General features: G+C 70.6%; 22 protein-coding genes. 6 read left to right on the forward strand and 16 right to left on the reverse strand.

From position 1 onward, the window contains the following. Positions 1 to 67: 67 nt before the first annotated feature. Entirely contained in the window at positions 68 to 841 is a 774-nt protein-coding gene (locus OHS18_RS22560) for an enoyl-CoA hydratase-related protein (protein WP_328618404.1), read from the reverse strand. Next, positions 838 to 1,800 (reverse strand): GlxA family transcriptional regulator, encoded by a 963-nt coding sequence (locus tag OHS18_RS22565; RefSeq protein ID WP_328618405.1) that lies wholly within the window; start codon positions 1,798 to 1,800, stop codon positions 838 to 840. Before OHS18_RS22565 ends, OHS18_RS22560 begins: the two co-directional genes overlap by 4 nt. Before the next feature lie 71 nt (positions 1,801 to 1,871). Between OHS18_RS22565 and OHS18_RS22570 the strand changes: the two genes are divergently transcribed. Then, a complete protein-coding gene (locus tag OHS18_RS22570; protein WP_326944118.1) occupies positions 1,872 to 2,426 on the forward strand; it encodes a cysteine hydrolase family protein in 555 nt (184 codons plus the stop codon). Here the strand turns inward: OHS18_RS22570 and OHS18_RS22575 are convergent. Then, entirely contained in the window at positions 2,419 to 4,434 is a 2,016-nt protein-coding gene (locus OHS18_RS22575) for a protein meaA (RefSeq protein ID WP_328618406.1), read from the reverse strand. The genes OHS18_RS22570 and OHS18_RS22575 overlap by 8 nt on opposite strands. A 284-nt stretch (positions 4,435 to 4,718) precedes the next feature. Continuing rightward, positions 4,719 to 5,249 carry a PH domain-containing protein gene (locus OHS18_RS22580; RefSeq protein WP_328618407.1) on the reverse strand — a complete coding sequence of 177 codons (531 nt, stop codon included), beginning with the start codon at positions 5,247 to 5,249 and terminating at the stop codon, positions 4,719 to 4,721. A 144-nt stretch (positions 5,250 to 5,393) separates the two neighbouring features. Between OHS18_RS22580 and OHS18_RS22585 the strand changes: the two genes are divergently transcribed. Together OHS18_RS22585 and OHS18_RS22590 are read left to right on the forward strand one after the other, a co-directional pair. Further along, positions 5,394 to 6,023, forward strand: a complete 630-nt coding sequence (locus tag OHS18_RS22585; protein WP_328449563.1) for a LysE family translocator — start codon at positions 5,394 to 5,396, stop codon at positions 6,021 to 6,023. Then, on the forward strand, positions 6,023 to 6,646 hold the full coding sequence (locus tag OHS18_RS22590; protein ID WP_328449561.1) for a LysE family translocator: 624 nt from the start codon (positions 6,023 to 6,025) through the stop codon (positions 6,644 to 6,646). Before OHS18_RS22585 ends, OHS18_RS22590 begins: the two co-directional genes overlap by 1 nt. 5 nt (positions 6,647 to 6,651) lie before the next feature. On the opposite strand, the gene OHS18_RS22595 is transcribed toward OHS18_RS22590, so the two are convergent. Next, positions 6,652 to 7,824 (reverse strand): epoxide hydrolase family protein, encoded by a 1,173-nt coding sequence (locus OHS18_RS22595; RefSeq protein WP_328449559.1) that lies wholly within the window; start codon positions 7,822 to 7,824, stop codon positions 6,652 to 6,654. A gap of 82 nt (positions 7,825 to 7,906) precedes the next feature. Between OHS18_RS22595 and OHS18_RS22600 the strand changes: the two genes are divergently transcribed. Beyond that, a complete protein-coding gene (locus OHS18_RS22600; protein ID WP_328449557.1) occupies positions 7,907 to 8,482 on the forward strand; it encodes a CGNR zinc finger domain-containing protein in 576 nt (191 codons plus the stop codon). A gap of 31 nt (positions 8,483 to 8,513) precedes the next feature. On the opposite strand, the gene OHS18_RS22605 is transcribed toward OHS18_RS22600, so the two are convergent. The 3 genes from OHS18_RS22605 to OHS18_RS22615 are packed head-to-tail and all read right to left on the reverse strand — an operon-like array spanning position 8,514 to position 10,949. After that, positions 8,514 to 9,704, reverse strand: coding sequence for an alpha/beta hydrolase family protein (locus OHS18_RS22605; protein WP_328618408.1), 1,191 nt, complete (start codon positions 9,702 to 9,704; stop codon positions 8,514 to 8,516). Continuing rightward, complete coding sequence (locus OHS18_RS22610) at positions 9,701 to 10,519, reverse strand: NmrA family NAD(P)-binding protein (protein ID WP_328618409.1); 819 nt, start codon at positions 10,517 to 10,519, stop codon at positions 9,701 to 9,703. The genes OHS18_RS22605 and OHS18_RS22610 overlap by 4 nt, the downstream gene beginning before the upstream one ends. Continuing rightward, complete coding sequence (locus OHS18_RS22615) at positions 10,512 to 10,949, reverse strand: nuclear transport factor 2 family protein (protein WP_328449552.1); 438 nt, start codon at positions 10,947 to 10,949, stop codon at positions 10,512 to 10,514. The genes OHS18_RS22610 and OHS18_RS22615 overlap by 8 nt, the downstream gene beginning before the upstream one ends. Before the next feature lie 93 nt (positions 10,950 to 11,042). Here OHS18_RS22615 and OHS18_RS22620 point away from each other — a divergent pair, with 93 nt between their 5' ends. Beyond that, positions 11,043 to 11,636: a TetR/AcrR family transcriptional regulator gene (locus OHS18_RS22620; protein WP_328618410.1), complete on the forward strand. Its 594-nt coding sequence runs from the start codon at positions 11,043 to 11,045 to the stop codon at positions 11,634 to 11,636. Between the two features lie 56 nt (positions 11,637 to 11,692). On the opposite strand, the gene murA is transcribed toward OHS18_RS22620, so the two are convergent. Next, positions 11,693 to 12,967 carry a UDP-N-acetylglucosamine 1-carboxyvinyltransferase gene (gene murA, locus OHS18_RS22625; RefSeq protein WP_328449548.1) on the reverse strand — a complete coding sequence of 425 codons (1,275 nt, stop codon included), beginning with the start codon at positions 12,965 to 12,967 and terminating at the stop codon, positions 11,693 to 11,695. Positions 12,968 to 13,028: 61 nt separating this feature from the next. Between murA and OHS18_RS22630 the strand changes: the two genes are divergently transcribed. Beyond that, positions 13,029 to 13,604 carry a cob(I)yrinic acid a,c-diamide adenosyltransferase gene (locus tag OHS18_RS22630; protein ID WP_328449546.1) on the forward strand — a complete coding sequence of 192 codons (576 nt, stop codon included), beginning with the start codon at positions 13,029 to 13,031 and terminating at the stop codon, positions 13,602 to 13,604. Here OHS18_RS22630 and OHS18_RS22635 read toward each other — a convergent pair. The 7 genes from OHS18_RS22635 to OHS18_RS22665 all read right to left on the reverse strand — a co-directional run bounded on the left by OHS18_RS22635 (position 13,601) and on the right by OHS18_RS22665 (position 19,651). Then, the gene (locus OHS18_RS22635; RefSeq protein WP_328618411.1) at positions 13,601 to 14,593 is read right to left on the reverse strand and encodes an IS481 family transposase; all 993 of its coding nucleotides are present in this window, start codon (positions 14,591 to 14,593) and stop codon (positions 13,601 to 13,603) included. The two genes, OHS18_RS22630 and OHS18_RS22635, sit on opposite strands and share 4 nt — an antisense overlap. Before the next feature lie 125 nt (positions 14,594 to 14,718). Further along, positions 14,719 to 15,957, reverse strand: coding sequence for a 3-phosphoshikimate 1-carboxyvinyltransferase (aroA, locus tag OHS18_RS22640; protein WP_328618412.1), 1,239 nt, complete (start codon positions 15,955 to 15,957; stop codon positions 14,719 to 14,721). A gap of 10 nt (positions 15,958 to 15,967) precedes the next feature. Beyond that, positions 15,968 to 16,288: a putative quinol monooxygenase gene (locus tag OHS18_RS22645; RefSeq protein ID WP_328449542.1), complete on the reverse strand. Its 321-nt coding sequence runs from the start codon at positions 16,286 to 16,288 to the stop codon at positions 15,968 to 15,970. A gap of 57 nt (positions 16,289 to 16,345) precedes the next feature. Beyond that, positions 16,346 to 16,780: a DUF2550 domain-containing protein gene (locus tag OHS18_RS22650; RefSeq protein ID WP_328449540.1), complete on the reverse strand. Its 435-nt coding sequence runs from the start codon at positions 16,778 to 16,780 to the stop codon at positions 16,346 to 16,348. Between the two features lie 25 nt (positions 16,781 to 16,805). Beyond that, positions 16,806 to 17,171 (reverse strand): F0F1 ATP synthase subunit epsilon, encoded by a 366-nt coding sequence (locus OHS18_RS22655; protein ID WP_328449538.1) that lies wholly within the window; start codon positions 17,169 to 17,171, stop codon positions 16,806 to 16,808. Between the two features lie 114 nt (positions 17,172 to 17,285). Next, on the reverse strand, positions 17,286 to 18,713 hold the full coding sequence (gene atpD / locus OHS18_RS22660; protein ID WP_323322809.1) for a F0F1 ATP synthase subunit beta: 1,428 nt from the start codon (positions 18,711 to 18,713) through the stop codon (positions 17,286 to 17,288). Further along, positions 18,713 to 19,651 (reverse strand): F0F1 ATP synthase subunit gamma, encoded by a 939-nt coding sequence (locus OHS18_RS22665; protein WP_328449534.1) that lies wholly within the window; start codon positions 19,649 to 19,651, stop codon positions 18,713 to 18,715. Before OHS18_RS22665 ends, atpD begins: the two co-directional genes overlap by 1 nt. Positions 19,652 to 19,658: the final 7 nt, after the last annotated feature.

Raw genomic sequence — 19,658 nt, forward strand, 5'->3', positions numbered from 1 at the left:
TACCATACCGTATGGTACGGCCACTGGGCACGAGAACGGCACTTTCACGTGAAAGTGCCGCTTCGGCTCAGTCGGGCCAGGAGGGCTTGCGCTTCTCCAGGAACGCCGCCATGCCTTCGCGGGCGCCGGGCAGTTGCGACGCCGAGGCCATGACCTCCAGGGCGATCGCGTACGCGTCGGCCTCCGGGCGGTCCAGCTGCGCGTACAACGTCACCTTGCCCATCGCCTTGCTCGCCCGGCTGCCGCGTGTCGCCCGCGCGAGCAGGTCCGCGACGGCGTCGTCCAGCCGGTCGTCCGGCACGACCCGGTTGACCAGGCCCCAGTCGAGCGCGGTCGGCGCGTCGATCACGTCGCCGGTCAGGGCCAGCTCCATCAGGCGCTTGCGGCCGATCGAGCGGGCCACCGGGACCGCCGGCGTGTGGCAGAACCAGCCGCCCTTGCCGCCCGGGAGCGCGAAGCCCGCGGATGCGGCGGCGATCGCGAGGTCGCACGACGCCACCAGCTGGCAGCCCGCGGCCGTGGCCAGGCCGTGCACCCGCGCGATGACGACCTGGGGCACCGACTGCATCGTGCGCATCAGGTCCGTGCACAGCGTCAGCAGCTCGCGCACGCCCATCAGGTCGCGCGCGGCGACGTCGCCGAAGTCGTGCCCGGCGGAGAACACCGGACCGGCCCCGGCCAGCACGATGCCGGTCGCGTCGGACGTCCCGGCCTCGCGGAACGCGGCCAGCAGCTCGGCGAGGTGGTCCGCGGACAGCGAGTTGCGCCGTGCCGCGCGGTTCATGGTGATCGTGACGGTGTCGCCGTCGCGCTTGACCAGGATGTGCTCGTACTCGGTCATGCCCCGACGGTAACCCTTCTGAACGTGCGCCGGTAACTGTCCGGGCCGACGCCGACTTCGGCACGCATCCGCCGCCGCAGGTTCGCCGCGGTGCCCAGGCCCGAGCGCTGCGCGACCCGCTCGACCGGCAGCTCGGTCGTCTCCAGCAGCCGTTGCGCGTACCGGACGCGCTGCACGCGCAGCCAGCGTCCCGGCGTCACGCCGGTCGCCGCGGCGAACTCCCGGTGGAACGTCCGCTCGCTCATCCGCGCGTGCCCGACGAGGTCTTCGACGCCGATGTCGGCGCCGATCCGGGCCAGCGCCCAGTCCATTGTGGACGCCATGCCCGGCTGGGCGTTCGACGGCGGCAACGGGTTGTCGACGTACTGGCGCTGCCCGCCTTCCCGCGCCGGCGGCATCACCAGGCGGCGCGCGAGCGCGGCGGCGACGTCCGCGCCGTGGTCGCGGCGGACCAGGTACAGGCAGAGGTCGAGGCCGCCGACGACCCCCGCCGAGGTCAGGACACCGTCGTCGTCGGTGTAGAGCACGTCGCGCCGGAGGTCCGCGTGCGGCGCGGCGACGATCAGGGCGTCGAAGTCGCGCCAGTGCGTGGTCGCCGCGCGGCCGTCGAGCAGGCCGGCGGCGGCCAGCGTGAACGCGCCCGAGCACAACGCGGCCACCGTCGTCCCCGCGCGACGCGCCCGCCGCAGGGCCGCGGCCGCCGCCGCCGGAACCGGGGCCAGCGGGTCGTCGCGGCCCGGCGCCAGGACGAGGTCGCAGCCGTCGAGCCCGGCCAGGCCGTGCGTGGCCGCGACGTCACCGAACGGCGAGACGGCCGTGCGGACCCGGCCCGGGCTGCACAGCCGCAGGGTGAACGGGCCGATCCCGCTGTCGGTGCGGTCCTGGCCCCAGACCTCGCCGATCACCGCGAGGTCGAACATCCGGGTGCCGGGCAGGAGCAGGACGCCGATCGTGCGCATGGCAGAAAAGTACCGCATCGCGCGTCTTCTGCCACTCCCTCGGACGTCACGGAACAGAGAAACTCGACGTCATGACCGAAACGGCACTCATCCTGATCGACGTCCAGCGCGGGTTCGACGAGCCCGTCTGGGGACCGCGCAACAACCCCGGCGCCGAAGCGAACATCAAGGCCCTGCTCGACGCGTGGCAGGAGCGGCGGCTGCCGGTGGTGCTGGTGCACCACGACTCGACGGGGCCGAAGTCCTCGCTGCGGCCAGGCCAGCCGGGCAACGACTTCAAGCCCGAACTCGACGGCGCGCGCCCCGACCTCGTGTTCGGCAAGCGGGTCAACTCGGCGTTCATCGGCGACGTCGACCTCGACGCGTGGCTGCGCAAGCGCGGCATCACGAGCTTCGTGCTCGCCGGCATCCAGACGAACTTCTGCTGCGAGACCACCGCGCGGATGGGCGGGAACCTCGGCTACGACGTGACTTTCGCGCTCGACGCGACCTTCACGTTCGACCTGCCGGGTGTGGACGGCGACGTCGTCACCGCCGACGAGCTCTACCGCGTCACGGCGGCGAACCTGCACAACCAGTTCGCCACCGTCAAGTCCACAAAGGACATCCTGGCCGGCCTCAGCTGAGGCCGTGGCGCTCCCGGATGAGCGAGACGATGCCGTCCATGATGTCGGTCAGCTCGTAGTCCTTGGGCGTGAACACCCGCGCGATGCCGCGTTCGGTCAGCAACGCGGCGTCGTCGGGCGGGATGATCCCGCCGACGATCACCGGGACGTCACCCGCGCCCGCGGCCCGCAGGCCGTCGACGACGTGCGGCACGACCTCGAGGTGCGAACCGGACAGCACCGACAACCCGACGACGTGCACGCCTTCCTGCACAGCGGCCGCGGTGATCTGCTCGGGCGTCAGCCGGATGCCCTGGTAGACGACCTCGAAGCCGACGTCGCGGGCGCGGACGGCGACCTGCTCGGCGCCGTTGGAGTGCCCGTCGAGCCCCGGCTTGCCGACCAGGATCCGCAGCCGCTCGCCCAGTTCCGCCTCGGTGGCGCGGACGCGTTCGCGCACCCGCTCGATCCCCGGGTCGCCGCCACCCGCGGCGGCCGCGGAAACCCCGGTGGGCGCCCGGTATTCGCCGAACACCTCGCGCAGCGCGCCCGACCACTCGCCGGTGGTCACGCCGGCCCGCGCACAGTCCACAGTGGCCTCGAAGAGGTTCGCCGACGTCCGCGCGGTCTCCTTCAGCGTGGCCAGCGTCCGCTCGACGGAGTCGCCGTCCCGCTGGCCGCGCCAATCCTCGAGCGCCGCGACGGCTTCCTTCTCGACGGCCGGGTCGATCGTCTCGATCGCCTTCGCGCCCTCGGCCTGCAGCGGTGACGGCTCGGTCGTCGCGAACTTGTTGACGCCGACCAGCACCCGCTCCCCGTTCTCCATCCCGCGGCGGTATTCGGCCAGCGACCCGACCAGCTGCGACTTCATGTAGCCGCTCTCGACCGCCGCGACCGCGCCGCCGACGTCCTGGACGCGGGCGATCTCCTCGCGCGCGCCGGCCATGATCTCGTCGACCTTGGCCTGGATGACGTGCGAGCCGTCGAAGATGTCCTCGTACTCCAGCAGGTCCGTCTCGAAGGCGAGCACCTGCTGCATCCGCAGCGCCCACTGCTGGTCCCACGGCCGGGGCAGCCCGAGCGCCTCGTTCCACGCCGGCAGCTGGATCGCGCGGGCCCGCGCGCCGCGGGAGAGCGACACCGCGAGCATCTCCAGCACAATCCGCTGGACGTTGTTCTCCGGCTGGGCCTCGGTGAGCCCGAGCGAGTTGACCTGGACGCCGTAACGCAGCCGGCGTGCCTTCGGATCCGTTACGCCGTAACGATCCCGCGTGATCTCGTCCCAGAGCGCGGTGAACGCGCGCATCTTGGACATCTCCTCGACGAACCGCACGCCGGCGTTGACGAAGAACGAGATCCGCGCGACGACCTTGTCCATGTCGGCCTGGTCGACCTGCCCGGAGTCCCGGACGGCGTCGAGCACGGCGATCGCGGTGCACAGCGCGTAGGCGACCTCCTGCGTCGGCGTCGCGCCGGCTTCCTGCAGGTGGTAGCTGCAGATGTTGATCGGGTTCCACTTCGGCACGTGGTGCACGGTCCACGCGATCATGTCGGTGATCAGCCGCAGACTGGGGCCCGGCGGGAAGATGTAGGTCCCGCGGGACAGGTACTCCTTGATGATGTCGTTCTGCGTCGTGCCGGTGAGCTTCGCGAGCACTTCGTCGACGTCGCGGCCTTCGGCTTCGGCCTGCTCGCGCGCCACGGAGACGTACAGCGCGAGCAGCCACATGGCCGGCGCGTTGATCGTCATCGACGTGTTGGCCTCGGCGAGCGGGATGCCGTCGAAGAGGCGCCGCATGTCGCCGATGTGCGAGATCGGCACTCCGACCTTGCCGACCTCACCGCGGCTGAGCTGGTGGTCCGGGTCGTAGCCGGTCTGGGTCGGGAGATCGAACGCCACCGAAAGGCCGGTCTGGCCCTTGGCGAGGTTGCGCCGGTAGAGCTCGTTCGACGCGGCCGCGGAGGAGTGACCCGCGTAGGTGCGCATCACCCACGGGCGGTCCCGCTCGTGGTCGGATGGGTACGGCACTGTGCACCTCCGGCGCTGGTCGACCCATCGAGTGTACCGGCCGGTAACTTAGGTGGCGGAGTGGAATCGGACACGTCCGGGTGACGGCCCCGCGATCCGAGCCCGCACGATCAGCGCGTGGACCTGTTCGACGTCCGGCACAGCGAACAGCGCGATCGGACGCGGTTGGTTCTGCTTCGGATACCGAAGCCGAGCAGCCGCTCGCCCGGCTGCACAACGATGATCGGCGGCCTCCCCCGCGCTCTTTGCCGGGCTGGCGCCCGAGAAGGCCGTACCGGTTGCCCTCAGGCAGCCGAAGTGCCGGACGTGTCCGGTTCCGGCGGGGCCTGGCGGCTCTTCGCCTCGTCGATGGCCTTGGTCAGCAGGTCGCGGACGCGCTTGGGTTCGCCGACGCCCATCAGCGTCACCGAGCCGGGTTCGGGGAAGGCGAAGGTGCCGGTGCTCGACCGGCCGGGCTTGAGGACCGGCGCCGACAGGCCGGCCAGTTCGCTGGCGCGTTCCTTCTGCCGGAACAGGCCCGAGCGCGCGATGATCCGGGTGTCCGTGACGGCGTAGGTCGTCCGGCCGAGCGCGAGGTAGCGGACGGCGGACCGGCCGACCGCGCCGTAGAGGCCGGCCGCCAGCACGACCAGCCCGGCGAGCATGCCCGCGCCTTCGGGTTCCTGCGAGAGCAGGAACCACAGCGCGACCGCGGTGACGACGAGCCCGGCGGGGGCGATCACCCCGTCCGCGGCGACGTAGAACGGGCGCTGGACCGGCTCGCCCGCCCAGAGCACGCGCTCACCGGGTAGAAGATCGATTTCCCCTGCTGACATGGCAGAACACTACTCCGCCAGGGTGGCCGACGCCGAATGCCGAACGCGCCGTGAGAGCCCGGGCACGCTCTGTGCGTCCACGCGAGCCACTGTGACGGAAATCCGCGAGACCGCACCGAGATCCGTCGGTTAGCGTGGGCAGCCGTGACGTGGAGTGTGTACGGCAGTTACCTGCTCATCGTGGTCCTGATCGTGCTCGCGCCGGGGCCGGACACGATGGTGATGCTGAAGAACGCCCTCTCCGGCGGTTTCCGGGGCGGGCTGCTCGCCTCGCTCGGGATCGTCACCGGGAACGTCGTGCAGGGCAGCGCCGCCGCGCTCGGGCTCGGCGTGCTCATCGCGAAGTCGCAGCCGGTGTTCCTCACCCTCAAGTGGATCGGCGCGGCGTACCTCGTCTTCCTCGGTTTCCAGGCGCTGCGCGGCGCGTTCCGCGGGAACTACGACGTCGTCGAGCAGACGCAGCAGCGCCGTCCCGGCGGCGGTTTCCGGCGGTTCCGCGAAGGGTTCCTCTCCAACATCACCAACCCGAAGGTGCTCGTGCTGTACCTGTCGGTGCTGCCGCAGTTCCTCGACCCCGGTCGCACGACGACCTGGGACGCGCTCGCGCTGGCCTACACCGTCGCCGTGATCGGCGGGCTGTGGCTGCTGGTGCTGCTGGTGTTCGTGCACCGCGTGCGCGCCTGGCTGGGCCGCCGCCGGGTCCGCCGGACGCTGGACGGCGTCACCGGCACCGCGCTGGTCGGGTTCGGCGCCGCCCTCGCCCTGGAGTCCTGATGACGTGGAGCACCTACGCCGGGTTCGCGGCGATGATGGCGTTGCTGGCGATGATGCCGGGCCCGGACACGATGGTGGTGCTGAAGAACGCGCTCACCGGCGGCGCGCGCGGCGGCGGCTGGGCGTGCGCCGGCATCACCGTCGCGAATTTCCTGCAGGGCACGGCGGCCGCGCTCGGGCTGGGCGCGGTGATCACCCGCTACCAGCCGGTGTTCGTGACGGTGAAGTGGCTCGGCGCGGCGTACCTGGTGTACCTGGGCGTCCAGGCCCTGCGCGGCGCCTGGCGAGGTGACTACGAGGCGCTGGACGACGTCCGCCGCGCCCGCGCCTCCCGGAGCCGGCGGTTCCGCGAAGGGTTCCTGTCCAACATCACCAACCCCAAGGTGATCGTGCTGTACCTGTCGGTGCTGCCGCAGTTCCTGACGCCCGGGTCGGGTTTCGGGGACTCGCTGCTGCTGGCGTACACGGTCGCGGCGCTGGGCGTGGTGTGGCAGGTGCTGCTGCTGTTGTTCGTGCACCGGGTCCGCGGATGGTTGCAGCGCCGGAAGGTGCGCCGCGCGATGGACGGCGTGACGGGGACGGCCTTGCTCGGCTTCGGCGCGGCCTTGGCCCTCGAAGGCTGACGCCTTCACCGATCGGCGGCGAGCACGGCCGCGAGGCCCTCTCGCAGATCTTCGACGAAATACCCGGGCACCTCCAGCGACGGGAAATGTCCCCCGGTTCCGGGCTCCGTCCACCGGACGATCCGCCGGTACCGCTCCCGCGCCCAAGCGCGCGGGTACTTCTCGATGTCGCGGGGATACACGGTGATCGCCGACGGGACGTCGACCCGGAGCCCGGGATCGAGCGAGTTGTGGCTTTCGTAGTAGATGCGGGCCGCGGACGCGCCGGTCCTCGTCAGCCAGTACAGGGTGACGTCGTCGAGAACGCGGTCGAGGGAAATCGTCTCGAACGGGCTGTCTTCGGTGTCCGACCACTCGGCGAACTTGTCGAGGATCCAGGCGAGCAGCCCGACCGGTGAGTCGACGAGCGAGTAGCCGATGGTCTGCGGCCGGGTCGCCTGCTGCTTCGCGTACGCCGCGCGGTGGCGCCAGAAATGGCGGGTTTCCTCGGTCCACGCGCGTTCGACCGCCGTCAGCCCGTCCGTGGTCAACCCGGGCGGTCCTTCCGCGAACGTCGTGTGGATGCCGAGAACGTGCGCCGGGAACCGGCCGGCGAGAACCGTGGTGATGTTGCCGCCCCAGTCGCCGCCGTGCGCGGCGAACCTGCGGTAGCCGAGCCGTCCCATCAGTTCCACCCACGCGGCCGCGATCTTTTCGGTTCCCCACCCGGTGGTGGCGGGCTTGTCGCTGTAACCGAAGCCGGGCAGCGACGGGACCACGACGTGGAACGCCGGCGCGGCCGCGTCCTCCGGATCCGCCAGCTCGTCCACCACGTCGGCGAACTCGGCGATGCTGCCCGGCCAGCCGTGCGTCACGATCAGCGGAGTGGCGTCCGCGCGCGCGGATCGGCGGTGCAGGAAGTGGATTCCCAGATCGTCGATGGTCGTGCGGAACTGGCCGATCCGGTCGAGGCGCTCTTCGAACGACCGCCAGTCGTACCCGGTGCGCCAGTAGTCCACGACGTCGACGAGGTCGGCGAGCGGAACGCCCTGGTCCCATCGGCGGGGACCGGGCGCGGCGCCCCGGATCGTCTCGGCCTCCGGCAGGCGCGCCGCGGCCAGTCGCGCACGCAGTTCGTCGAGGTCGGCGTCGGGCGCGTGGGCTTCGAACGCCCGCACGTCGCTGGGTGAACGGGGCATGAGACCTCCTGGCTGTCACGGAACCGGCTTAGACGGTTCTAACAGACCTCCTCGTCCACTCGCAACCTGCTAAGCTGGTTCCATGCCTGCCGGGTTCCCCGACTTCCGCCTCGGTACCGTGCTGGCGACGAGCTTCACGGGGACCCTGTCGGAGCGTCACGGCGAAGCCGTGGAGCGCGTTCCCACGCCGCACCGGCTCGTCGACTGGCTGGCCGTGAGCGGCCTCGCCGTGGACTCCTGCACCGCCGCCCAGCTCGAACTCGCCCGGGAACTGCGGGAGGCGATCCACGCCGCCGCGACCGCGGCCGCGACCCGGGACGCCCTCCCCGCGTCCGCGGTCCGGGTCATCAACGACCGCAGCGCCGGGGGCCGGGCCGCGGCCGTCCTGACCCCCGAGGGCACGCGGCGCTGGCAGCTCGGCTCGGCTTCCCGCGTGGAAGACGCCCTCGGCGTGATCGCCGCCGACGCGATCAGCGTCATCGCCGGCGAACGGGACGGAAAACTGGCCTTGTGCGCCTCGCCGACCTGCCGGGCCGCGTTCTTCGACACCAGCCAAAGCCGCACCCGCAGATGGTGCGACATGAACACCTGCGGGAATCGTCAGAAGAAAGCGCGCTTCTTGGCCAACCAGCGCAAGAAAACCGGCTCCCCCCAATAGCGGTACGGCCGGGCGGGCTCGCCGTCGGAAGTCAGAGCGTGCGGTCCAGCCAGTCGTAGATCCGGCCGACCGCGAGGCGCTGGGCGCCGACGTGGCAGTGGGCGTCCGCGCCTTCCTCCGCCGTGAACGTCAGCAACGTCTTCGGCGCGGTCACGTGCGAGTACAGCCGGCGCGGCTCGGTTTCCGTCTCACCGCCGAAGAACAGGTCGTCCGCCGCTTCGCAGATCAGCGTCGGGCACGCGATCTTCTCCGCGAAGCCGCCTTCGAGGGTGTACTCGAGGTACTTCGCGACGAACTCGCGGTCGGTCGCCGCGCCCAGGACGTAGCGGCCGTGGTCGCACGCCCAGCGCAGGGTCGAGCTGGCCTGCCGGCCGGCGGCGAGGAACGCGTCGAACTCCTCGTCGTGCTCGGCGTTCGCGCGGCGGACGATCTCCTCGCGGTCCCACGGCAGCATCGACGTCACCGCGGAGCCCGCGTCGTAGACGCCGTCGACCGCGACCACCGCCGCCAGGCGTGGTTCGAACGCCGCGGCGCGCGGGGCGAGCACGCCGCCCAGGCTGACGCCCAGGAGCGCGATCCGCTCCGGGTCGACGCCGTCGAGGCCCAGCACGAAGTCCACCACCGGCGTCACGACGTGCTCCCAGTCCGGCCGGAACACGAGCTTGTCGCGGTGCATCGCGCTCGGCTGGCCGGGGCCGTCGAAGGTCAGCACGTGGTAGCCGCGCTCGGCGCCGGACGCCGCGCCGAAGAAGTGGAGTTCCTCGGCGCTGCCGTCGAAACCGCTGTGCATCAGGACAACCGGCTTCGGGCTCGCGCCGGGAGCGCGGTAGAAGTAGCCCTGCAGGGTGGTTCCCTCGTACGGGATTTCGACCGGCTCGGCGACGGCCGCACGCCGGAAGCATTCGACGCTGCGGTCGTAGGCCGCCGCGATCCGCGGGTCCGCCGGGTCGCCGTGCAGGAAGAAGTCCGCCGAGAAGTAGTAGGTCGACGCGCGCAGCAGCAGGTCCCGCGCGGTGACCGGGCTCGCGTCGGCCGCCTCGGCGTACAGCCGGTCGGCCAGGCCGCGGTAGGCGTCGTGCCAGCTGTCGTAGTCCCCCGGCGTCACCTTCGACGCCGCCGCGAGCACCTCGCCGAAGTCCGAGCCGCCGTAGGCCGCGTGGCCGAACAGGCGCAGGGTCTCGAACCAGAACTGCGGGTCCTCGGTGAACATGAGCTGCTTCATCGGATTTCCTCCATCACAAAGGTGCGGAACGAGCGGGCGGGCCGGCCGGTGACCTGCTCGACGGCCGGGGTGACACGGTCTTCGGTGCCGCGGCGGACGTCCTCGTCGAGCGCGGCGAGAACGGCGGCGAAGGCTTCGGGAATGCCGTACGCCGTCAGCCGCGCGGCGAACTCCGCGGTGCTCACCGCGCGGTGCCGCACCGGACGTCCGGTGTGCGCGGCGACGATCTCGGCGGCCTCGGCGTAGCTCACCGCCGAAGGGCCGGTGAGCACGTGTTCGGTGTTGTGCGGTTCGGCGTCGGTCAGCGCGCGGACGGCGACCGCCGCGATGTCGCCGGCGTCGACGAACGCGACCCGGGCGTCGCCGGTCGCGGTGACGATCTCGCCGTCCCGCACGCCCTGGGCGACCAGGTGCTCGCCGGTGAAGTTCTGCATGAACCACGACGGCTTCAGCACGGTCCATTCCGGCGCCGCGCGTACCAGGCGCTGCAGTTCGCCGAGCCCGGGCGAGTCCTCGGTGACGGCGGACGAGCTGAGCAGCACCACCCGGCGGACGCCGGCGTCGAGCGCGTCCGCCAGGAACGGTTCGACCAGCCGCGCGGGCTCGGCCTCGCCGATCGGGGCGAGCAGGTACACGGCATCGACGTCGCGGAGCGCCTCGGTGTGCGTGCCGCGGTCGGTCCAGTCGAACCGGACCTGGCCGGGTTCGCTCGCCTTGCGGGTGGCCGCCCTGGCGGTGACGCCGATTTCCCGCAGGCCCGCGACCACCCGGCCGCCGGTCGTGCCGGTGCCGCCGAGGACCAGGACGTCAGCCACGGTCACTCCCGGCGAACGCCGCCGTCAGCTCGTCGACGCCGCCCATCAGCTCGGCCGCGGCCAGCGGGCTCCAGTAGTCGCGGTAGTGCCGGATTTCGCCGTCCGCCACGGTCAGCACGGCGATGTAGGACAGCTCGTACGGCTTCCGCGTCGCGACGACGACTCCCGCGACGGTCATTTCCACGACCACCACGGCCGGGTCGGCGGTCTCGTGGACGGTCTTCGCCGCGATCGCCCGGACATCCAGGAGGTCCGGGTAGCCGCGCAGGTAGTCGGCGATGGCCTCGCGGCCCTCGACACGAGCCGGGTAGCCCGGCGCGGCGAACGGGAACTCGAGGACGCCGTCCTCGGCCCAGAGCCCGGCGAACCCGGCCATGTCGTGCTTCAGCAGCAGGTCGAGTGCGTGCTCGACAAGATCGCGTGGCTGCACGAGAACTCCTTCAACGTTTGGACGAGACGGTACCGTCCCGACGTCAATATAGACGGGACGGTACCGTCCCGTCCACCCGCTACACTGCGACCCATGGCACGCACTCCGACCGGCGCCGCGGTCCTCCAGCCCGAAGTCACCCAGGCCATCACGGACGCGGTGCTGCACGAGCTCGCCGAGCAGGGCTACGGGCGGCTGTCGATGGAAGCGGTGGCCAAGCGCGCCGGCGTCGGCAAGAGCGCGCTGTACCGGCGGTGGACGTCAAAGCACGAGATGATCACCGCGGTGGTCGCGGAGTTCAGCGTGTCGCGCGCGGTGCTCGAAGACACCGGCTCACTGCGCGGCGACCTGCGGGTGACGCTGCAAGCGATGATCGACTGGCTGACGCACCCGGTGTTCTCGCGGATCCTGCCGGACCTCGTCGCCGAGGGCGCGCGGAACCCGGAGATGGCCGAAAGCGCGCGCACGAGCATCGGCGGCCCGCGGCGCGACCGCGCGGAGGTGATGCTGCGCCGCGCGATGGACCGCGGCGAGCTGCCGGCGGACCTCGACGTCGAGATGGCGATGGACGTCCTGGGCGCGCCGATCTACTGGCGCATGGTGGTCCGCCGGGCCCCGGTGGAGCCGGACTACCTGGACCGGCTGGTGGAGTACGTCCTGCGCGCGCTGGGCGCCCGCGAGGTCTGAAACGCCGTGAATGGCACATCGAGGGACTCTGAGTCCCTCGATGTGCCATTCACGGACTACGTGCGGGCCGGCTCGCCGCTGACGCGCTCGATGCGCGCGCCCAGGCGGTTCAGGTTCTCGACGAAGTGCGGGTAGCCGCGGTCGATGTGGAAGACGTCCCAGACCTCGGTGACGCCGTCCGCGCACAGCCCGGCCAGCACCAGCCCGGCGCCCGCGCGGATGTCCGACGCCCAGACCGGCGCGCTGGAGAGCCGTTCGACGCCGCGGACCACCGCGTGGTGGCCGTCGGTGCGGGTGTCGCCCGAAAGCCGGATCATCTCCTCGATGAACCGGAACCGCGCCTCGTAGACGTTCTCGGTGATCATCGAGGTGCCCTCGGACACCGCCGACAGCGCGACCGCGAACGGCTGCAGGTCGGTCGCGAAACCGGGGTAGGGCAGCGTGACCCAGTCGACCGCCTGCGGCCGTTCGGCCTGCACGATGCGGAAACCCTTGTCCCCGAAGGTGGTGACTTCGGCGCCGGCCAGCTGGAGCTTGTCGAGCACCAGGTCGAGGTGGTGCGGGTTGACGCCGCGCACGGTCAGGTCGCCGCGGGTCATCGACGCCGCGAACGCCCAGGTCGCGCCCACGATCCGGTCGCCGATCACACTGTGCTGGGTCGGGTGCAGCTGCTCCACGCCGTGCACGGTCAGCGTCGACGTCCCGGCGCCCTCGACCTTCGCGCCCATCTCCACGAGCATCGTGCAGATGTCGACGATCTCGGGCTCACGCGCGCAGTTGTCGATCACCGTGGTGCCCTCGGCCAGCACCGCGGCCATCAGGATGTTCTCGGTCGCGCCGACGCTCGGGAAGTCCAGCCAGATCTGCGCGCCGACCAGCGTCTCGGCCTTCGCGACGACGCAGCCGTGCTCGATGGTGCTCGTCGCGCCCAGCTTGCGCAGGCCGTTCTGGTGCATGTCCAGCGGCCGCGAGCCGATCGCGTCACCGCCCGGCAGCGCCACGACGGCCTGCTTCAGCCGGCCGACCAGCGGTCCCAGCACGCAGACGGACGCGCGCAGCTTGCCCATCGCCGCCGAGTCGGCGCGGTAGGACAGCTCGGCCGGCGTGGTGATGGTGGCCGTGTCGCCCTCGATGACGACCTCGCAGCCGACGCTCCGCAGCACGTCGCCCATCAGCGGGACGTCGAGGATCTGCGGGCAGTTCGTGATGGTCGTGGTGCCCTCCGCGAGGAGGGCGGCGGCCATCAGTTTCAGCACGCTGTTCTTGGCCCCGACCACGTCGACCTCGCCGACCAGCCGGGCTCCGCCATGCACGTCGAAGTGCTCGCTCATGGCCGCCAATCATGCCCTCTCGCCCGGATTCGACCCGGGCGGGGGCCGCTATGGTGGCTTCATGGTCGTTCGCATCAACCGCGTGTACACCAAGGTCGGCGACAACGGCACGACGGCGCTCGGCGACGGGTCGCGCGTGCCCAAGACGTCCCCGCGCCTGGGCGCCTACGCCGACACCGACGAGGCCAACTCGGTCATCGGGCTGGCCGTCGCGCTGGGCGCGCTGCCGGCCGAGATCACGGACGTCCTGCGCATGCTGCAGAACGACCTCTTCGACGTCGGCGCCGACCTCTGCCTGCCGATCCAGGACGACCCGCCGTACCCGCCGCTGCGCATCACCGAGAAGTACCTGGAGCGGCTCGAAGGCTGGTGCGACGACTTCAACGACCGCCTGCCGAAGCTGACGTCGTTCATCCTGCCGGGCGGCACCCCGGGCGCGGCGTTCCTGCACCAGGCGCGCACGGTGTCGCGGCGGGCCGAGCGCTCGGCGTGGGAGCTCTACGAGGCCGAGCCGGCGACGACGAACCCGATCGCGCTCAAGTACCTGAACCGGCTCTCGGACCTGCTGTTCATCCTCGCCCGGCTGGCCAACCCCGAGGGTGACGTGCTGTGGCAGCCGGGCGGGCAGCCCTCCTAGATGTGATGTCCGGGGAGGTTGGTCAGCCGGGTGACCGGCGGCTTGCCGCCGGTTGAGCTGTGGGGTCGGTGATGATTGTAGAAGTGCAGCCACCCCGGTAACGCCGCCCGCCGCAGGGTTTCCGAGGGATAGAAGCGGGCGTAGGCCCAGCCCTCGGCCAGCGTGCGGTGAAACCGCTCGATCTTGCCGTTGGTCTGCGGCCGGTAAGGCCGGGTCCGTTTCGCAGTGATCTGCAGCTCGGCGCAGGTGTCACGCCAAGCATGAGAGCGGTAGGCGGAACCGTTGTCCGAGAGCACGCGTTCGACGATGACGCCGCGGTCGGCGAACCAGCCCACCGCCCGGTGCAGGACCGCAGTGGCGGTGGCGGCGGTCTCATCGGCGTGGATCTCGGCGTAAGCGACCCGGGAATGATCGTCGATGACGGTGTGGACGAAGGCGGTGCCGGTGCGGGGATTGCGGTAGGCGTTGCGGGGCAAGCCGGGAGTGGCGCGTTTGTTGCGGGCTCCCTGCTGCCGGCCGAGGTAGCGGTGTCCGCCGCCGTCGGGGATGTTGCCGAACTTGGTGACATCGACATGGATCAGCGAACCGGGATGGTCGTGTTCGTAGCGGCGCAGCGGTTCACCGGTGACCCGGTCTATCCGGGACAACCGGTTGATCCGGCAACGCACCAGCACCGCGTGCACGGTCGAGGCGGGCAGGCCGAGGCGGCCGGCGATCTGGACTGGGCCCAGTCGGTGCCGCCACCGCAGCCGCACGATCTGCCGTACCACCGGCTCGCGTGTGCGGGTCGGGCTGTGGTGCGGACGCGAGCTGCGATCGGCCATCCCGGCCAGGCCCTCGGTGCGGTAGCGCTCGGCCCACTTGCGGGCAGTGTTGGCCGCGACCATGAACATCTTCGCTGCTGCGGTGCAGGTCCAGCCGTGTTCGACGATCAGGCGGGCGAGCCGTAGTCGGGTGCGTGGGGTGAGGGTGGCGTTAGGGTGGGACACGAAGGCCTCCGGGCGGTGATGTGGTTCCTACACAGCTCCACTTCACATCCGGAGGCCTTCACCTGTCAGCACGACAGGCCGCCGCTGGTCACCTCAACTCGGGACAACGTCCCTGGACATCACACCTAGATCCCCCAGTTCTCCCGCAGAGACCGCAGGGCCTGGTGGAAGCCGGGGAACGTCTTCTTCACGCACTCCGGGTCGTCCAGCGTGATGCCGTCGGCCAGCAGGCCCGTGATGCTGAACGCCATCGCGATCCGGTGGTCGCGGCGGCACTTGATCAGCGCGCCGGTGGGCGCGCCCGGCTGGATCTCGATCCAGTCGCGGCCGGTCTCGACGCCCACCCCGAGCGCGCGCAGGTTCTCCTCGCACGCGTCCAGGCGGTCGCACTCCTTGATCCGCGTGTTGTAGACGTCCTCGATGCGCACCGGCCCGGCCGCGAACGGCGCGATCGCCGCCAGCGTCGGGACCGTGTCGGAGATGTCGCGCATGTTCACCGTGACACCGCGCAGGCCCTCCGACGGGCCCGCGACCGTCACCGAGTCCTCTTCCAGCTGCACGTGGGCGCCCATCCGCTCGAGGACGTCCACGAACCGGACGTCGCCCTGCAGGGCCGTCGTTCCCAGGCCGGGGATCGTCACTGTGCGACCGGTGACCGCCGCCGCGGCCAGGAAGTAGCTGGCCGTCGACGCGTCGGGCTCCACCGGGTAGTCGCACGCCTGGTACGGCTGCGGCGGGACGACGAACGTCTTGCCCTCACGGCGGACGTCGACGCCGAAGCGCCGCATCATCTCCAGCGTGATCTCGACGTACGGCACCGACACGAGGTCGGTCACCGTGATCCGCAGCCCCTCCGCGGTCAGCGGCCCGAGCAGCAGCAACGCGGTCAGGAACTGCGACGAGAGCCCCGCGTCCAGGGTCAGGTCGCCGCCCTTGACGCCGTTCGCGCGGACGGTCAGCGGGTGGTGCCCCGGCTCGCCCTCGAAGGTCAGGTCGACGCCCAGCTCCTGCAGCGCGTCGGTCAGCGGCCCCAGCGGACGGCGGCGCATCTGGTCGGAGGCGTCGAAGTGGAACGTGCCGGTGCCGGCCGCGGCGAGCGCGGGCAGGAAGCGGGCCGTGGTGGCGCCGTCGCGGCAGAAGACGTCGGCGGACGCCACACCCGGCCCCGACGGCCGGCCCTCGATCGTCCAGGCGTCCGGCTGCCGGTCGACCTGGTAGCCGAGCTTCACGAGCCCCTCGGCGAAGCCCTCCGTGTCGTCCGAATGCAGCGGACGGCCGAGCACGGTGGTGCCGCGCGCGGCGGCGGCCAGGAACAGGCCTCGGGCGGTGACGGACTTGGAGCCGGGGATGTCGACGAGGGTCACGAACCCCAGTTTAGTGGGGGGCGATCTCCGCCATCGGGCCCCAGTCGGAGGCGTCCTGGACGTTGATGATCCGCGGGTTGTCCGAGATGTAGGCACCCAGGTTCGCGACCGCCCACTTGAAGTGGTCGGAGCCGACGTGCGCGACGGCGGCGTCCTGGCCTTCGAAGCCCTCGACCAGCACGTACGTGTTCGTGTCCTCGAGGCTGCGGGACCACTCGAAGAACCGGTTGCCCGCTTCGGCCCGGGTGTTCTCGGTGTAGTCCGCCACGATGTCCGGCCAGGCTTCCGCGTGCTCCGGTTTGACCGGGAACTTGACCACGATGAAGATCATGCGTTCAACCGTAGGCCAAAACGGCCGGGCCGGCTGTCTCGGTTTGAGACAACCGGGTCAGGAAGCGCGCGGGAGACGGCGCCCGGGCGGGGCCGATTCGAGCCAGGAGAGGAAGCCGGTGAGCGCACCCGGTCCCATGGCGATCTCGATCGCCTCCTGCGTCTCGGACTCGCAGCGCAGCACGATGGCGCCTTCGGGAACGGCGTAGGCCTCGGTGCCGGAGGGGTCACGGCGGTCGGCGATCTGCATGCTCGCGCGCTGGAACACGCGGTCCGGGCCGGAGCGCAGGCTCCACACCCGGTACCAGACGAACTCGTCACCCTCGTAGCGGCCGAGCCCCAGGTGCCAGCTGGCCCGCGCGTTGTCCGGACGCCACCGCAGCGCGACGCTCACGCCCCCGCCGCGGCGCATCCGGATCCACCGCTGGCCGTACCAGCCGACCAGCACGGCGAGCACGATCAGGAGCCCGAGTACCACCACGGTGATCTGCACGGCCCGGCTCCTGCCCGTCGCTCGCTCAGACCGACTGACCTGCGGCGCGGAGCTGGGCCGTAGCCCTGGTCCGCTCGGTCTCGTCGTCGGCGGTCAGGGCCGCCTTGGCCGCGTCGACGTCGATTTCGTCGGAAAGCTCGGCGCTTTCGGCGAGGATGCTCACCCCGGTGCCGGTGACCGACAGGAAACCGCCGTGCACGGCCGCACACACCGTCTCGCCGTCGGTGGTCGTCACCTTGACCACGCCACCCTCGACGAGCTGCCCGAGCACGGGCTCGTGACCGGCCATGATGCCGATCTCGCCCTCGGTGGTCTGGGCCACCACGAAAGTGGCGGTACCCGACCAGAGACGGCGCTCCACGGCCACCAGCTCCACGGACATCTCAGCCACGTAGCACTCCTTCGCTCGGGGTGTTGCCACCGAGTGTAATAGGTCTGTATCCCGGTATGAGAACGGCGGGGGCCCGAGTCCACAATGGACACTGCCCCCGCCGTCGTCAGGAGATCACTTCTTGGTGATTTCCTTGTACTTCTTCTCGAGGTCTTCGAGGCCACCGATACCCAGGAACGCCTGCTCCGGGTAGTGGTCGAAGTCACCCTTGGCGATGCGGTCGAACGACTCGATGGTCTCCGACAGCGGCACCGTCGAGCCCGGGATCTGCGTGAACGCCTCCGCGACCAGCATGTTCTGCGAGAGGAAGCGCTCGATCCGGCGGGCACGCTGGACGGTGAGCTTGTCCTCTTCCGAGAGCTCGTCCATACCGAGGATCGCGATGATGTCCTGCAGTTCCTTGTACTTCTGCAGGATCCGGATGACCTCGGAGGCCACGCGGTAGTGGTCCTCACCGACGATGGCCGGGTCGAGGATCGTCGACGTCGACGCCAGCGGGTCCACCGCCGGGAAGATGCCCTTCTGGAAGACACCACGCGAAAGCTCGGTGGTGGCGTCCAGGTGGGCGAACGTCGCGGCCGGCGCCGGGTCGGTGTAGTCGTCCGCGGGGACGTAGATCGCCTGCATCGAGGTGATCGACCGGCCTCGGGTCGAGGTGATCCGCTCCTGCAGCTGGCCCATCTCGTCGGCCAGCGTCGGCTGGTAACCCACGGCCGACGGCATCCGGCCCAGCAGGGTCGACACCTCGGAACCGGCCTGGGTGAACCGGAAGATGTTGTCGATGAACAGCAGCACGTCCTGGTTCTGCACATCGCGGAAGTACTCCGCCATGGTCAGCGCGGACAGGGCGACGCGCATGCGCGTGCCCGGCGGCTCGTCCATCTGGCCGAACACGAGGGCGGTGTCGTTGATGACGCCGTCTTCGCTCATCTCCAGGAAGAGGTCGTTGCCCTCACGGGTGCGCTCGCCGACCCCGGCGAACACCGACGTACCACCGAAGTTCCGGGCGACACGGGTGATCATCTCCTTGATGAGCACCGTCTTGCCGACGCCGGCGCCGCCGAACAGGCCGATCTTGCCACCCTGGACGTACGGGGTGAGCAGGTCGACGACCTTGAGGCCGGTCTCCAGCATCTCCGTCTTGCCTTCGAGCTGGTCGAAGGACGGCGGGTTGCGGTGGATGCCCCAGCGCTCGAGGTCGTCGCCGTAGCCGGGCTCGTCGAGGCACTCGCCGAGCGCGTTGTAGACGTGGCCCTTGACCTTGTCGCCCACCGGCACGGTGATCGGGCCGCCGGTGTCGGTGACCTCGGCACCGCGGACGAGACCGTCCTGCGGCTGCAGCGAAATGGTGCGGACGAGGTTGTCACCCAGGTGGGAGGCGACCTCGAGCGTCACGGTCTTGCGGAGCTGCTCGAACTCGATCTCGACCTTGAGCGCGTTGAACTGGTCGGGCACGGAACCGCGCGGGAACTCGACGTCGACGACCGGACCGGTCACCGACACGATGCGCCCCTTGGCGCGCGGGGCTTCAGTACTGGTCATCAATCATCACTTCCTGCTGCGGTGAGCGCGTTCGCGCCACCGACGATTTCGGAGATCTCCTGGGTGATCTGCGCCTGGCGGGCCTGGTTCATCTCCCGCGTCAGGTTGCCGACCAGGTCGTTCGCATTGTCCGAAGCGGCCTTCATCGCCGTCCGGCGCGCGGCCAGCTCGGACGCCGCCGACTCCAACAGCGCCGAGTAGATGCGCGTGTTGATGTACTTCGGCAGGAGCGAGTCCAGCAGCTTGTCGGCACTCGGCTCGAACTCGTAGCTGGGGAGCAGCCCGGCGGGCGTCTCCTCTTCCCCTTCGGAGTACTCGACCTCGAGCGGCGCGACGCGCTTGGCGATCGGCCGCTGCGTCAGCATCGACACGAACTCGGTGTAGACGATGTGGATCTCGTCGACACCTTCGATGCCGTCGGCGTTGCCCTGCGCGTCGTCGACGCCGGCCATGAACGACTCGACCAGCGTCTCCGCCGCCTCGACCGCGGCGGCGTAGTTCGGCTGGTCGGAGAAGCCCGTCCAGCCGTCCGCCACCTCGCGGTTGCGGAACCGGTAGTAGTTCAGGCCCTTGTTGCCGGTGACGTAGACCTGAGCTTCCTTGCCCTCTTTGCGGAGCAGGGAAAGCAGCTCTTCGGTCGCGCGCAGCACGTTGGAGTTGTAGCCACCGCACTGGCCCTTGTCACTGGTCACGACCAGGACAGCGGCCCGCTTCGGGTTCGGGCGCTCGACCAGCAGCGGGTGGTCGAGGTTGGCCGCCGCACCGGCCAGCGCCGAGAGCACCTTGGTGATCTCGTCGGCGTACGGCCGGGAAGCGGCGACCTTCGCCCGCGCCTTGGTGATGCGCGCGGTGGCGATGAGCTCCATCGCCTTGGTGATCTTGCCGATCGACTTGGTCGCCTTGATGCGCGACCGGAGTTCCCGGAGTTGTGCGGCCATGAGCTAT

Origin of the sequence: Amycolatopsis sp. NBC_00355, from assembly GCF_036104975.1 — a bacterium.
GTDB lineage: Bacteria > Actinomycetota > Actinomycetes > Mycobacteriales > Pseudonocardiaceae > Amycolatopsis.

Bases quoted from the DNA above. Each gene is read 5' to 3' on its own strand.
- OHS18_RS22560 (WP_328618404.1), bottom strand. From the start codon at position 841: ATGACCGAGTACGAGCACATCCTGGTCAAGCGCGACGGCGACACCGTC.
- OHS18_RS22565 (WP_328618405.1), bottom strand. From the start codon at position 1,800: ATGCGCACGATCGGCGTCCTGCTCCTGCCCGGCACCCGGATGTTCGAC.
- OHS18_RS22570 (WP_326944118.1), top strand. From the start codon at position 1,872: ATGACCGAAACGGCACTCATCCTGATCGACGTCCAGCGCGGGTTCGAC.
- OHS18_RS22580 (WP_328618407.1), bottom strand. From the start codon at position 5,249: ATGTCAGCAGGGGAAATCGATCTTCTACCCGGTGAGCGCGTGCTCTGG.
- OHS18_RS22590 (WP_328449561.1), top strand. From the start codon at position 6,023: ATGACGTGGAGCACCTACGCCGGGTTCGCGGCGATGATGGCGTTGCTG.
- OHS18_RS22595 (WP_328449559.1), bottom strand. From the start codon at position 7,824: ATGCCCCGTTCACCCAGCGACGTGCGGGCGTTCGAAGCCCACGCGCCC.
- OHS18_RS22600 (WP_328449557.1), top strand. From the start codon at position 7,907: ATGCCTGCCGGGTTCCCCGACTTCCGCCTCGGTACCGTGCTGGCGACG.
- OHS18_RS22605 (WP_328618408.1), bottom strand. From the start codon at position 9,704: ATGAAGCAGCTCATGTTCACCGAGGACCCGCAGTTCTGGTTCGAGACC.
- OHS18_RS22620 (WP_328618410.1), top strand. From the start codon at position 11,043: ATGGCACGCACTCCGACCGGCGCCGCGGTCCTCCAGCCCGAAGTCACC.
- murA (WP_328449548.1), bottom strand. From the start codon at position 12,967: ATGAGCGAGCACTTCGACGTGCATGGCGGAGCCCGGCTGGTCGGCGAG.
- OHS18_RS22630 (WP_328449546.1), top strand. From the start codon at position 13,029: ATGGTCGTTCGCATCAACCGCGTGTACACCAAGGTCGGCGACAACGGC.
- OHS18_RS22645 (WP_328449542.1), bottom strand. From the start codon at position 16,288: ATGATCTTCATCGTGGTCAAGTTCCCGGTCAAACCGGAGCACGCGGAA.
- atpD (WP_323322809.1), bottom strand. From the start codon at position 18,713: ATGACCAGTACTGAAGCCCCGCGCGCCAAGGGGCGCATCGTGTCGGTG.
- OHS18_RS22665 (WP_328449534.1), bottom strand. From the start codon at position 19,651: ATGGCCGCACAACTCCGGGAACTCCGGTCGCGCATCAAGGCGACCAAG.